The organism is Pseudotenacibaculum haliotis, assembly GCF_042684245.1.
In the GTDB taxonomy this organism is placed as follows: Bacteria; Bacteroidota; Bacteroidia; order Flavobacteriales; family Flavobacteriaceae; genus Polaribacter; species Polaribacter haliotis_A.
Genome location: NZ_JBHULH010000001.1, coordinates 642,503 through 656,308 on the forward strand (window position 1 = coordinate 642,503; position 13,806 = coordinate 656,308).

The 13,806-nt window shown below is 34.1% G+C and carries 10 protein-coding genes; 8 read left to right on the forward strand and 2 right to left on the reverse strand.

Going from position 1 to position 13,806, the window contains the following annotated elements; genetic code table 11:
* Positions 1-130: 130 nt before the first annotated feature.
* The 3 genes from ACFSRZ_RS03170 (at position 131) to ACFSRZ_RS03180 (ending at position 4,066) form a co-directional block, all read left to right on the forward strand.
* Complete coding sequence (locus ACFSRZ_RS03170) at positions 131-1,477, forward strand: sigma-54-dependent transcriptional regulator (RefSeq protein WP_379665066.1); 1,347 nt, start codon at positions 131-133, stop codon at positions 1,475-1,477.
* Positions 1,467-2,810 (forward strand): sensor histidine kinase, encoded by a 1,344-nt coding sequence (locus ACFSRZ_RS03175; RefSeq protein ID WP_379665067.1) that lies wholly within the window; start codon positions 1,467-1,469, stop codon positions 2,808-2,810. Before ACFSRZ_RS03170 ends, ACFSRZ_RS03175 begins: the two co-directional genes overlap by 11 nt.
* A 176-nt stretch (positions 2,811-2,986) precedes the next feature.
* Entirely contained in the window at positions 2,987-4,066 is a 1,080-nt protein-coding gene (locus tag ACFSRZ_RS03180; RefSeq protein WP_379665068.1) for a glycosyltransferase, read from the forward strand.
* Positions 4,067-4,071: 5 nt separating this feature from the next.
* On the opposite strand, the gene ACFSRZ_RS03185 is transcribed toward ACFSRZ_RS03180, so the two are convergent.
* Entirely contained in the window at positions 4,072-4,890 is an 819-nt protein-coding gene (locus ACFSRZ_RS03185) for a 2OG-Fe(II) oxygenase (protein ID WP_379665069.1), read from the reverse strand.
* Between the two features lie 59 nt (positions 4,891-4,949).
* Here ACFSRZ_RS03185 and ACFSRZ_RS03190 point away from each other — a divergent pair, with 59 nt between their 5' ends.
* On the forward strand, positions 4,950-6,071 hold the full coding sequence (locus ACFSRZ_RS03190) for a hypothetical protein (protein ID WP_379665070.1): 1,122 nt from the start codon (positions 4,950-4,952) through the stop codon (positions 6,069-6,071).
* On the opposite strand, the gene ACFSRZ_RS03195 is transcribed toward ACFSRZ_RS03190, so the two are convergent.
* Positions 6,064-6,750, reverse strand: a complete 687-nt coding sequence (locus tag ACFSRZ_RS03195) for a cell division ATP-binding protein FtsE (RefSeq protein WP_379665071.1) — start codon at positions 6,748-6,750, stop codon at positions 6,064-6,066. The genes ACFSRZ_RS03190 and ACFSRZ_RS03195 overlap by 8 nt on opposite strands.
* 176 nt (positions 6,751-6,926) lie before the next feature.
* On the opposite strand from ACFSRZ_RS03195, the gene ACFSRZ_RS03200 reads away from it, so the two are divergent.
* From ACFSRZ_RS03200 to ACFSRZ_RS03215, 4 genes are read left to right on the forward strand one after another with little or no spacing between them, the layout of a single operon-like run.
* Positions 6,927-9,965: a tetratricopeptide repeat protein gene (locus tag ACFSRZ_RS03200; protein WP_379665072.1), complete on the forward strand. Its 3,039-nt coding sequence runs from the start codon at positions 6,927-6,929 to the stop codon at positions 9,963-9,965.
* Positions 9,966-9,971: 6 nt separating this feature from the next.
* Positions 9,972-11,738, forward strand: coding sequence for a hypothetical protein (locus ACFSRZ_RS03205; RefSeq protein WP_379665073.1), 1,767 nt, complete (start codon positions 9,972-9,974; stop codon positions 11,736-11,738).
* A gap of 42 nt (positions 11,739-11,780) precedes the next feature.
* Positions 11,781-12,578 (forward strand): hypothetical protein, encoded by a 798-nt coding sequence (locus ACFSRZ_RS03210; protein WP_379665074.1) that lies wholly within the window; start codon positions 11,781-11,783, stop codon positions 12,576-12,578.
* 48 nt (positions 12,579-12,626) lie between these two features.
* Positions 12,627-13,763: a helix-turn-helix transcriptional regulator gene (locus tag ACFSRZ_RS03215; RefSeq protein ID WP_379665075.1), complete on the forward strand. Its 1,137-nt coding sequence runs from the start codon at positions 12,627-12,629 to the stop codon at positions 13,761-13,763.
* Positions 13,764-13,806: the final 43 nt, after the last annotated feature.

Below are 13,806 nucleotides of genomic sequence, written 5' to 3' on the forward strand. Positions count from 1 at the left end.
GATTTTTCAAGATTTAAAAAGTGTCCGTTTTTGATACACTTTATGTTCGCTATTGATACACTTCTCCGCTTCTCTTTTTTGTTTCTCAGATTTTTTTTCATCCTGAACAGAATGTCGTAATATTGTGAATATGGTTTTAAAGAAAACTCGAATACTAATTATTGATGATGACGCAGATGTGTTAACAGCTATGCGGCTTCTTCTAAAACCACTGGTAAGTGAGGTTGTTACCGAGAAAAATCCTTCCAACATTAATTTTCAAATAGAAAGTAAAAAGTTTGATGTTATTATTTTAGACATGAACTTTAACGGACTTATCAATACCGGTAATGAAGGAATTTTTTGGTTGAACAAGATCAAAAATTCTAGCCCGGAAACCTCTGTGATTTTAATGACTGCCTTTGCAGATATTGATCTTGCCATTAGAGGTTTGAAAGAAGGTGCTTCCGATTTTCTAGTAAAACCTTGGAAAAACAAGAAACTAATAGATATTGTTACTTCTTTGGTAAAGAAAGAAAAAACGAAAAAGAAGGCAACAAAAAGTTTCGCTTCCATCAGTCAACCCATTGTTGGAGAAAGTGATGCCATGGAAGATGTTTTTGTAAAGATCAAAAAAGTTGGCCCTACAGATGCCAATGTTTTGATTCTTGGAGAAAATGGAACAGGAAAAGATCTGATTGCAAGAGCTCTTCACGACAATTCTCATCGCAAAGACAAGCCTTTTGTAAAAGTGGATGTAGGATCTTTATCTTCTTCTTTATTTGAGAGCGAACTCTTTGGATATAAAAAAGGAGCTTTTACAGATGCGCGAGAAGATAGAAAAGGGCGATTTGAAGCTGCCAATGGCGGAACTCTTTTTTTAGATGAAATTGGAAATATTAGTTTGGGTCAGCAAGTAAGATTGCTAACCGTTCTTCAAAATAGGCAGGTAACGCCTATAGGTTCTAACGAATCTATTCCTGTAGACATCCGATTAATTTGTGCAACCAATGTTGAACCTCAAGTTTTAGCGGATGAGAAAAAGTTTAGAAAAGATCTAATTTATAGAATTAATACCGTAGATATTACCGTACCTCCTCTTAGAGATAGAGATTCTGACATTTTGTTATTAGCAAAGTACTTTGTTTCTATCTACGAAGAAAAATACAACAAAGGTCCTTTTGAATTTGATGCGAGCTTTATCAAAAAATTAAAAGGTCATGCCTTTCCCGGTAATGTGAGAGAACTCCAATATATTTTGGAAAGAGCAGTGATCATGACAGATGATAATGAATTGACTTCTGAAGACCTAGTGTTTTCTACTATTGAAAAGTCAGTTCAAACAACTGCTCCGCAAACCACCAATTTAGATGACCTTGAAAAGAATACTATTTTAAAAGTATTAGAAAAAAACAAAGGGAACATCTCTCAATCGGCTAAAGAATTAGGAATTACCAGAGCTGCCTTATATAGAAGATTAGACAAGTATGAATTATAGAGATTACATACTTAAGTTGTTTTTGAGGGTCTTTATTTTGGTAGGGCTTATTTTAGGTCTTATCTACTTCATTTATGAGGAAAAGACAGTATATCTTACACTCATCAGTTTTGCTATTATCTATTCCATTATTGAACTCTATCAATTCATCAAAAGGCGTTTTTCTGCTATGGATGACTTTTTTGAAGCAGTAAAATATCGGGACTTCTCTCGTTGGTTTCCAGAAGACAGAGGCCCAAAAGACATTCGATTTTTGTACACCGGTTTCAATGAAGTAAACAGAACTATTAAAGAGATCAACCGTCAGAACGAAGCTCAGTTTGTTTACCTACAAAAGATCTTAGAGATGGTAGATATTGGGATTGTCGCCTACAACTTAGAGAACGGAGATGTGTTGTGGATGAACAATTCTTTTAAAGATATTATAGATTTTCCTTCATTTAAAAACATCCGTTTTGTTGAAAAAAGGAAACCCGATCTCTACAATTCTATCTTTGAAACGTATAACAAAGAGCCAAACTCCATCAGTATTGCTCTAGAAAACGAAAAAATTAAGGTTTTGATCTCAGATACCATTTTTCAGGTAAACGATGATTCTTTTAAATTGGTTGTATTACAGAACATAGATAACACACTTAATAGAAATGAATCTGAAGCCTGGAAAAAGCTTTTGAGTGTTATGACTCATGAGATCATGAATTCCATTGCGCCTATTTCTTCTTTAGCAGATACCTTGCAACGAAATATACAGTTCAGTATAGATGATGAAGAGAATCATCCTTTAGAATTGGAAGATCTTAATGCAGGAATTAAAACAATAAAAACAAGAAGCCAAGGCTTATTAAAATTTGCCAAAACTTACAGGAGTCTTAGTAAGGTTACCCACTTAAATCTTCAAAAAGTAAAAGTGGCAGAGCTTTTTCAAAGTATCGAACTTTTAATGGCACCTTCTATCAAAGCCAAAAATATTGAAATAGAGTTTTCAGTTTCTTCAAAAAGGCTTGAATTAGATATTGATGTTCACTTGATCGAGCAAGTGCTTATCAACCTCATCTTAAATGCAAGAGATGCTTGTCAGAATAGCGAAAATCCATTGATCAGGATCAAAGCATCACAAAGTCAAAACCAACAAATTGTCATCAAGATATATGACAACGGTATTGGAATATCTAAAGAGATCATGGAAAACATCTTTGTTCCTTTCTTTACCAGTAAAGCTACCGGAAGTGGAATTGGGCTGAGTTTGTGTAAGCAAATTATGTTATTGCACAAAGGACGTATCCTTGTGAATAGCAAAGAAAATGAAGGAACAGTATTCAGTTTGATCTTTTAAAAAAGACACCTATCGTTCTTAAAATAATGTTAAAATCAAAAAGATGTGTAAGAGAATCCAAAGTTTAGCGTCTTACTAAGCGATAAGATCCTCTTATCATTCTTTTTCATAGCAATTTTTCCCACTCATTTATGAGTGGGTTTTTTGTTTTATATTGCTTTCCAAAAACTTCCTTTTTGAAGAGAATTGTTGTTTCTGTTTCTAACGATCTTGTAACCGACCAACGCGTCGCTAAGATCTGTCGTACTCTTTCTGAGTTAGACTATGAAATTCTATTGATAGGGCGAAAGAATTATTCTCCTTATGTTCTCAACAGAACCTATAAAACAAAAAGGATGATAATGCTCTTTAACCGAGGATTTCTCTTTTATGCAGAGCTCAACATCCGATTGTTCTTCTTATTACTATTCACAAAAAAAGACATTCTCTTTTCTAATGATCTAGATACGCTGTTGCCCAATTATCTTGTCTCTAAAATTCAAGGAAAGGAATTAATTTTTGACAGTCATGAGCTCTTTTCAGAAATTCCTGAACTGACTCACAGAAAGTTTGTGAAAAGTGTATGGCAGCGACTCGAAAAGTGGATATTACCTAAACTTGAGAAAGTAATTACAGTTAGTGACTCTATAAAAGAACACTACGAAAACCTGTACAACATTCATGTAACGGTGGTTAGAAACCTTCCATTTACACAAACTACAGATCAGGTTTCTTTCCCTTTTTCAACCAAAGGAAAAACAGTAATTATCTATCAAGGGTCTGTAAACATTGGAAGAGGCTTAGAATTAATGGTAGAGACCATGAAGCTTTTAGAGAATCACTTGTTGGTGATTGTAGGAGTTGGAGATATTACTGAGTCGTTAGAAACCAAAGTTCTTTCTTCAGGTCTTGAAGACAAAGTAAAGTTTATGGGAAAGATACTTCCCAAAGATTTGAAACACCTTACTCCAAATGCAAACATTGGTATAAGTTTGGAAGAAGATCTTGGACTAAATTACAGATATGCCCTGCCTAATAAGGTCTTTGATTATATACATGCAGAAATTCCGGTAATTGTATCAAACTTACCTGAAATGAGCAAACTGGTATGTTCCTATCAGATTGGTGAAATCATCAACAACAGAACCCCTAAAGAGTTGGCTAAATTGATATTGAGGGTTGAGAAAAAAGATTATTCAGAAGCATTAAAATCAGCTAAAAAAGAATTGAATTGGTCACTTGAAAAAACCAAGCTAATAGCATTACTTAATTCTTAAAGAGTTTATTTCTTGTATTCGTGCTTGTTCTTTTTCACCCCTCTTTTAAAGAGTTTTCTTAGTGTGCCTCTTAAAAAACTATCACACTGCAGTATTGCGTCTTTTAACTTTTCTGAGGGTCTTCCTCTAAAAGTAGTTACATGAAAAGAATCTGTGCTTTTTAGCGGAGTTTCAGAAAAGTAATAATTAGAAACACAACACCTTACTTTGTCTGACATTACTTTACTAACCGAATGCCAAGAACTTTGATGCGTGGTCATTATAGCCAACCTGTTAAATTTACTTTCTATAGTAATAGGTTCGTTCTTTACTCCATGTGGCCATAACTCCAAATTCCCTCCATCTTCCAATCTCCAATCCGGGGTTACATAATACAAAAGGTTTAGCACCCTCCATCGACTACGATCTTTGTCATGCGAATTATCTAAGTGAGGGTTTAAAAAATTATGTTGCTTCATTAATGAAATACCTCCTGCATATAAATTCTCGTCCGGTTCCAATCCTTGTATACCACAAATCTTTGCCACTTCGGCAACAATTTCCGGTTCTTGAAATGCATAAATAACCTCTTCCAACAATGAATCGAACTCGTTCATTTGATATCCGACATATTTGTATTCCCGTAACGATTGTTTTTTTACTGCTTCTTCTGTTGCAGGAAAAGCCTCATGTATTTGCCTGGCCAGATTTTCCGGCAATACATCATCTACTACAAAATACCCAATATCTTGATGGGTCTGTTTGAATTGCTCTTGTATACTTTGGCTATTCTTTTGTAATGATTTTAGAATAAATTCAGCTATTTCTTTTCTGCTATTGATCAAAAGCACATATTTTACAATTCGATAAATGTATTCATTTTTTAAGTTCTATTTTTGCTCTGATGCAAAAAAGGCTACATCTCATTTCTTTTGATATTCCTTACCCTCCTTCCTATGGTGGTGTAATTGATGTTTTTTATAAGATCAAAGCATTAAAAGCTTTGGATATAGATGTTATTTTGCATTGCTTTCAATACAGTCAGCCACAACAACCCAAATTGTTAGAGTACTGTAAAGAGGTTTTCTATTACGAACGAAACTCTTTTTTTAAGAGTATGCTCTCAAATGAAATTCCTTTTATTGTGAAAAGTAGAGGAAATGACCTTTTGATCTCTAATTTAAAAAAGGACACTGCTCCAATTGTTTTTGATGGGCTTCATACAACTCACGTATTGAATCTGGCTGATTTTAAAGACAGGGCTTTATTTTTAAGAGCTCATAATGTAGAGCATCGTTTTTACAAAGGACTGGCAAAAAGCGAATCCAACATCTTTAAACGTAACTTCTTTAAGCAAGAAGCAAAAAAGCTAAAGAAATACGAGAAGATCATTTCTCAAATGGATGCTGTTTTCACGATCTCTCCATACGAACAAGCTTATTTCTTGAAGAAATATGGAAAAAAATGCACATATGTTCCCGCCTTTCACGATGCTGAAAAACATACTCGAAAGTTTACTAAGAGTAAGAGATCTGTATTATATCACGGGAATATTTTAGTTTCAGAAAATGTAAAAGCTGCTCTTTTTCTCATAGACGTATATAAAAAATCTAAGTTTGATCTGACCATTGCAAGTAGCTATATCAATAAGGAGATATTAAAAGAGATCGAAAAATATTCGAATATCAATTTTTATCATATAAAAGAGCAGAATGAATTGTATCGTCTTTTTGAAGAGTCTCACATCAATGCTTTACCTACGTTTCAAAAAACAGGAATCAAACTAAAACTTTTAAACACTCTTCATCAAGGAAAGTTTGTCATTGCAAATAATGATATGATAGAAGATACCGGTTTAAAAATGCTTTGTGAAAAAGCAAATACAAAAAAAGAGTTCCTTCAGAAAACAACAGAACTGATGGCACAGGATTTTTCTGAAAAGATGTTAGAAGAAAGACAAAAAGTGCTTGTAGATCTTAGTCCGGAAACCGGAGCTCAAAAGATGGTCGATATTATTTTTAAGTAGTTGCTTCAATAGCCATCTCAAACAATTCACCACCCTCACATTTAATGGTTTTTTGCTTGAACTTTACAATCAAGGCATAATCATGTGTCGCCATTAAAACACTCTTCCCACTTTTATGAATCTCATTTAGCAATTCCATAACCTCTAAAGACGTTTTAGGGTCTAAATTTCCCGTAGGCTCATCCGCTAAGATCAGCTCAGGATCATTCAATAAAGCACGTGCAATAGCAACACGTTGTTGCTCACCCCCGGATAGTTCAAAAGGTTTCTTGTAGTATTTGGTTTTCATTCCTACTTTTTCCAGAACCTCCTCGATTTTTTGCTTGATCTCTTCTTTATCTTTCCAGCCTGTGGCTTTTAATACAAAAGATAAATTATCAAAAACCGTTCTATCATTCAATAATTTAAAATCCTGAAAAACGATTCCTATTTTTCTTCGTAAGAATGGAATATCTTTTTCTTTTAGCTTTTTAAGATCAAACCCTGCAATAGAACCTACGCCTCTTTGCAATTTAAGGTCTCCATAAAGAGTTTTCATCAAACTACTTTTTCCACTTCCTGTTTTACCAATAAGGTAATACCACTCGCCTTTATCAATCTTCAAGTTTACCTTAGAAAGTACCAAATTGTCTCTTTGATAAATATCTGCATTCTCTAAGTATAAAATTGAGTTTTCCATGAGTTCGTAGTTTCTACAAACCTACATAATTTTATTGATAGATTTCCCAATTGAAATCGAGGAAAGATGTAAATCAATTGCTACCTTTGAGTTAGATTTCGACTATTTTTTCGTTCCCAAATCCAACAAAACATGAAATCATGCGTTATCTCTTGTAAATAGCAAAAAACTCTCCAATGAAAAATCGCTTTTTTAATCGAACACTAACCGCCTTGTTTTTTTCTATTCTTTCAGTAAATGCTTTTAGCCAGCAATCTGAGATCGATATCAACCTTATGGCAGACTACAATCATGCCGTAAAGCTCTTTAACAGTAAAGCCTATGCTGCTGCTCAAAAGACCTTTGTAGATGTATCTGAAAACTCAGAAGACAGAATGCGTTTGAAAGCTGATGCTGATTATTACGATGCTATGTGCGCCATTCGTTTGAATCAGACAGATGCAGACAAAAAGGTACTGAGCTTTGTAGAAAATCATCCAAACAGCAACAAGAAAGATAAAGCCTACTTTAATGTTGGTAACTATTACTTTGCCAACAAGAAAGCAGCCTATGCTTTAAAGTGGTATTCCAAAGTAAATCTGGATGCTCTTTCTGAAGCAAACAGAAAAGAGTTGAACTTTAAAATGGGATACTCCTTTTTATCAACCAGAAATCTAAGTTTGGCAAGAACTAAGTTTGCTAGGCTCATCAATGATCCTAAGTACGGAAATGATTCTCGCTATTACTTCGGATATATTGCCTACAAGCAAGAGGATTATGACATTGCTGAAAAGACGTTGGAAGAAATTGCCGATGATTTAGCATATAAAAGTGAGGTAACTTACTATTTATTAGACATTAGTTTTAAGGCAGGGCGATTTGAAAAGTGTATTGAGGTAGGAAAGAAACTGTTGGAAAAGGCAAAGCCAAAAGATCGTTCTGAGATTGCAAAGATCGTTGGAGAAAGTTATTTCAACCTTAAAAAATACGAAGAAGCCATTCCTTACCTAAAAGAATACAGAGGAAAAAAAGGAAAATGGAACAACACAGATTATTATCAGTTAGGATATGCTTATTTCAAGCAAAACGATTTTGAAAATGCTGTAAGTAATTTCAATAAGATCATTGATGAGAAAAACAATGTATCTCAAAAGGCATACTACAATTTAGGAGAGTGTTACTTGTACTTAGAAAAGAAAGCAGAAGCACTGAATGCATTTAAAAGTGCCAGTGAAATGAATTTCGATCCAAAAGTAAAAGAGGATGCTGCTCTAAACTATGCAAAGCTGAGTTATGAAGAAGGGAATCCTTACAAGAGTGTTGCAGAAGTATTGCAAGATTTCTTGAAAGCCTACCCAAAGAATCCTAGTTATAATGAGATTAACGGATTGGTTGTTACTTCCTATCTATACCAACAAGATTATCAAGGAGCTCTTAACTACTTAGCAAAGAAAAAGAGCAAACAAAATGAAGAATTGAGTTATGAGGTTTCTTATTACAGAGCCATTCAATTGTTCAATGAAAATAAACTGCAAGAATCTTTAGCCTATTCTTTAGAAGGAATCAAATCTATAGATAGCGGTATCAAAGCTAAATCTCAATACTGGAATGCAGAGGCCAATTACAGATTAGGGAACTATAAAGAAGCTCTTGATATGTTTCTTGAGTTCAGAAAAAATGCAACAGCCAGAGATACCGAAGAGTATGCACAAGTTGACTACAATATTGGATACAGTTACTTTAAGCTGAAAGATTATGCTGGAGCGGTAAAAGCTTTCCAAAATTTCATTCAGACTAAAAATGAAGATCTAAGCATGAATGATGACGCCATCATTAGAGCCGGTGATAGTTATTATGCAGAAAGAGATTATAAAAATGCGATCAATTCGTACAGAGTGGTTGTAGATCAAGTAGGAACCGGAGCCGATTATGCGCAATATCAAATGGGAATGAGCTATGGTTTCTTAGGTGATAATGATAAAAAGACACAAGAATTAGAAACGCTTTTAACCAATTTTGAGTTGTCTAATTTTAGAGATGATGCATTGTTCCAGTTAGGAAACACTTACGCTTCTTTAAAAGACAACGATAAAGCACATGGAGCTTATAAAAGACTGTTCCAAAATCATCCTAGAAGTTCTTACAACCCAAGAGCCTTACTAAGAGATGGTCTTTTGTATTACAATGACAACGAAAATCAAAAGGCCTTAACCAATTACAAAGACCTTGTTTCTAGATACCCAAACTCTAATGAGGCTTTAGAGGCTATTAAGAATGCTAGAAATGTATACGTTGATATTGGTAAAGTTGATGAATATGCGACTTGGACAAAAGGGCTTGACATTGTAAATGTGCCTAATGCCGAATTGGACAACGATACTTACGAATCTGCTGAGAATAAATTTAGAGAGAACGATGAAGCAGAGGCGATCATTCGATTCCAAAAATATATTCAAGGATTCCCAAATGGAGTTAACGCTTTAAAAGCCAATTTCTATCTGGCACAATTGCTAACAAAAGCCAATCAACAAGAAAGTGCAATTCCACATTATCAATATGTAGTAGGGCAGTCTCAAAGTGAGTTTAGTGAAGAAGCCATTAACAAACTGTCACAGATCTTATTGGAAAAAGAAGATTGGGCAAACGCAATTCCTTTGCTGGAACGATTAGAGCAAGAGGCTAACTTCCCTCAAAACATCTTATTTGCACAGAGTAACTTGATGAAAGGATATTACCAAGCCGGTCAGTACGAAAAAGCTGTAAACTATGCAGAAAAGATTCTTTTACAAGACAAGTTAGATTCTACTGTAGAGTACGATGCGAAGATCATTATTGCTCGCTCCGCATTCCAAACAGAAGATTATCCAAAAGCAGAAGAATTTTACAGAGAAGTAGAGAGAAATGCTCGTGGTGAGTTAAAAGCTGAAGCTTTATACTACAATGCTTATTTCAAAAATGAGAAAAAACAATATGCTGAATCTAATAAAGTGATTCAAACTATTACTTCAGATTATTCGGCCTATAAATATTGGGGAGCCAAAAGTTTTATCATCATGGCTAAGAACTATTATGCCTTAGAAAACAACGATCCTTATCAGGCTACCTATATTTTAGAAAATATCATTAAGAACTTCAAGCAATTCGACGACATCATTAACGATGCTAAAAATGAATTGAAGAAGATCAAACTCAACGAAGCCAAAACCAATAATTCTGTAACAACTCCTAAAAATTAAGAATTGATGAAAAAGAGTGTTTTAATAGTATTCGCATTTGTTTTAGCTTCTGTACAAGTATTTTCTCAAGAGAAGCCAAAAGATAAAAAGAAAGATACCATAGGCCCAACAGTTGTAAGGGTAGTTACCTCTTATACTCCTACTGTATCTGATGCCTTTAAGATCAAGAAAAGTCCACGTATTATATTAAGTAAGAACTCAGAAAAGCAGAAATTAACTTATAAGATCTTCTCTGCTCCTGTTGCTTCTACTTTTGTTCCTAAAAGTGGGGTTGTTAAAGGAATTGACGTTGGAAAAAAAGAACGTTTGTTCGATAATTATGTAGCTGCAGGTTTTGGTAATTACACCACTCCATTTGTAGAAGCATTTCTACATCAGAATAGTAAATTTGATAATGACTTTGGAATTTATTTGAAATACATTTCCTCTGAAGACGGAGTTGAAAATACGCCTTTAGACAATGGGTTTACCGACATAAAAGTTGGTGCTTATTACTTACAAGAAGAACGTTACTTTACATGGAAGATCGGTGGAAATATAGAACGTCAGAAATACAACTGGTACGGGTTACCTGCCATTAATTTTGATACTCAAACCATTGCTTCTATTCAAGAAGAGCAAACCTATGGTTTTTACCAACTAGAAGGTGAAATGGTTTTTAAAGAGTCTTATTTTGATGATGTAAGTGCATCCTTAAGTATGTTTGACGATAATTTTGGAAGCAAAGAAATTCAGTTTAGCTTAAAGCCTAATTTTAAACTTCCTTTAGATCGTTTTAACAGAAATTGGAAAGACCTGAACTTAAAAACCTCTATTGATTATCTAAGCGGAGAGTTTGAGCAAAGTTATGCAGGTACTGCTAATGTAAAATACAGCTTTTTAAATGTTGGATTGAATCCTACCTATCGTTTTGACTGGAAAGATTTAAATGTAAAACTAGGAACCAAAGTATACTTGTCTTTAGATATGGAGAATAGTTTGACGGATTTCCTAGCATATCCTGATATTCAGTTAACCTATCCTTTGGTTTCCAAATTGGCAAATATCTACGTAGGAGCCGGTGGTGATTTGCAGCTGAATTCTTTTAGAAGTTTAAGTGAAGAAAATCCATTTGTATCGCCAACCTTGTTCCTAACACAAACCAATCAGCAATACAATGTGTTTGGAGGAATCAATGGTAAATTTTCTTCCGATGTAAGCTTTAATATCAGAGCAAGTTATAAAAGTGATGAAGACAGAGCTTTGTTTGTGCGAAACAACTCTAAATCCGACGGTGTTTTTAACGCCTTTAATCCTTTGTTAGGATTTGAATACGGGAACTCATTTGGAGTCTTGTATGATGATATCAAAACCTTATCGATCTTTGGAGAATTGGAGATTGATGTTACCAAACGTTTGGTTGTAGGAGGAAATGCACAATTCAATTCGTACACAACCACAAATCAAACAGAAGCATGGAACTTACCGCAAATGGAAGGTGCTGTTTTTGGAAAATACAAGAATCATAAATGGTATGCTTCTGCAAATGTTTTCTTTGTTGGAGAGCGTAAAGATTTATTGTATTCAGGAGTATTTCCTTCAACCATTAGTGGAGTGCAGAACCTAGATGCTTATGTAGATGTAAACTTAAACGGAGGATATCACTTTAATGATTTTGTTTCGGTATTTGTAAAACTAAACAACATCTTAAATTCAGACTATGAGCGTTTTGCAAACTTTAATGTGCAAGGTTTTCAGGTCTTAGGAGGATTTACTTATAAGTTTGATTTTTAAAGGCATTGCCTTTTTAGGTAATACTTTTTGATACTAAAATAGATGATCAAAGGAATCATCCATATTCTTGTTTTTGTTCTTTTAACTCTTATAACACAAATAGGAGGTGTTATCTATTTATTTTCTGTGCTTATCATCAAAAGAAAAAAGAAACGATATAGACTCAAAAGATTTCTTGTTTTTGCTTCTCTTTATCTTTTTGCTACTTATTTAGTAGTGCCAAATACATCTTCCTTCATTTCCGGAAGAGTGCAGGTACAAACAAACACCCACATGCGGGCTCATAATTTTTTGACAGGACTGTTGAATAGGAACTATGTCTCTAAAGATCTACACGAAAGTCTTATAGATATCGCTTCCAAAGTCAATAATCGTTTCCACGAAATTCAATTAATATATCTCGATGCCAACTTTCCTTTTTTCGACGGATTTCCTCTCTTACCTCATTTGAGTCATAACGATGGTAAAAAAATTGACATCTCATTCATTTATAATGATCAAAATGGAATAATAACCAATCGCAAACCATCAAATAGTGGTTATGGTGTTTTTGAAGAACCTAAAGAGAATGAATTTGATCAAACCAAAGAATGTAAAGAAAAAGGTGCTTGGCAATATGATTATCCTAAGTACCTAACTTTTGGAGTTCACAAAGAATTATCATTAAATGAAAAAGCTACAAAAGAATTAGTTGAGCTTTTCACACAAAACCCAAAAGTGAAAAAGGTATTTATTGAACCTCATCTCAAAAGACGATTAAGACTCTCTTCTTCAAAAATACGCTTTCAAGGTTGCAAAGCTGTTAGACATGATGATCATATTCATGTAGAGATCAACTAAATATTGTTACCTTAGTTTCCTCGAAAGATCGAAGATCACATGCTAACAATGCTTTCTTATTACATTACCGCTATTGTCTGTATTCTTACGGGTTTTGTCATTCAAAGAATCTACAGCAAAGAAAAACTACGAAATGCGAAAGCTATCTCCATTCAAGGAATCAAATGGTTTGCCTTGGCAATTTTCTCTTGGGGATTAGGCGCACTCATTAATATCATTCTTATTTCCTTTTTTGATGTTGCCAATGAAGACAAGGTCATTGTTAGTTTAGGAGTATTCTTTTCGCTAATCAACTCTTTATTTATTTTGATGTCTATACCCTCTATAGAACATCATGGCAAACGAAATCTGGTTATACGAATCATAGAACGGTTTACTAACAAAGAGGTCTTTATGATCTTTGGTGGAATCCTTTTTATGATCTCTTCCGTCTTTCTCATTTCCTTTTACAGCAACAGTCAACAAGACGCTAGTAATAATGTGATCTGGCTTATTGATATTCCTATTTCATTAGTGGTAGCTATTGCGCTCTTACAAGAGTTGAACAAGGCCTTTAGAAAGAGGGGAATGCGATTTATGTATTTACCCACATTTGCCTTGTTTGTAATGATCGTTATTGCGGTAACTCATCGTATCATTCCTACAGAACAAGCTGCTGAATGGATGCATATTGCAACTTGGAACATGATTGGTGTGATTGCTTCTTTATCATTCAAATTTCTTTTCATTCTCTTATTTACCATCTTACTTTATAGCTGGAAGTTATTAGCTGAAAAAGAAGAACAGCAAAGTGAGTTTATCAAACTTAAAGAAGACAATCAGCAATTAAGAAAAGAACAAGAGACTTTATTATTAGCCAATGAAAGTCATTTAGACACAATCAAAAATCTAAAATCCGATCTGAATCAACAACAGAAAAAGTACGAACAACTTAAAAAAGATTCTGCTGTAGAACTGTCTGATCGTCAAAAAGAAGTCTTGGCTAATTTGGGTATTTGTGGGGCGAAAAAATCCTATACAGAGATTGCAGAAGCTATGAACATTAGTGTAGATGGTTTTCAAACACATATTTATCAGATCAAAAAAGTACTAAACATTTCCGGTTCCGGCGGAAAAGAACAACTTATCACCTACGCTTTGGAGAACGATCTACTCTCCTATGCTACTATTTCTTGCAATGACTAACCATGCTTAACCCCATGCTTAAGCATTCTTCCTTTTAAATTTC

What these genes read in the sequence shown, in the direction of transcription:
- ACFSRZ_RS03190 (WP_379665070.1), top strand. Translation starts at nt 4,950, where the DNA reads ATGCAAAAAAGGCTACATCTCATTTCTTTTGATATTCCTTACCCTCCT.
- ACFSRZ_RS03210 (WP_379665074.1), top strand. Translation starts at nt 11,781, where the DNA reads ATGATCAAAGGAATCATCCATATTCTTGTTTTTGTTCTTTTAACTCTT.
- ACFSRZ_RS03205 (WP_379665073.1), top strand. Translation starts at nt 9,972, where the DNA reads ATGAAAAAGAGTGTTTTAATAGTATTCGCATTTGTTTTAGCTTCTGTA.
- ACFSRZ_RS03200 (WP_379665072.1), top strand. Translation starts at nt 6,927, where the DNA reads ATGAAAAATCGCTTTTTTAATCGAACACTAACCGCCTTGTTTTTTTCT.
- ACFSRZ_RS03195 (WP_379665071.1), bottom strand. Translation starts at nt 6,750, where the DNA reads ATGGAAAACTCAATTTTATACTTAGAGAATGCAGATATTTATCAAAGA.
- ACFSRZ_RS03170 (WP_379665066.1), top strand. Translation starts at nt 131, where the DNA reads ATGGTTTTAAAGAAAACTCGAATACTAATTATTGATGATGACGCAGAT.
- ACFSRZ_RS03215 (WP_379665075.1), top strand. Translation starts at nt 12,627, where the DNA reads ATGCTTTCTTATTACATTACCGCTATTGTCTGTATTCTTACGGGTTTT.
- ACFSRZ_RS03175 (WP_379665067.1), top strand. Translation starts at nt 1,467, where the DNA reads ATGAATTATAGAGATTACATACTTAAGTTGTTTTTGAGGGTCTTTATT.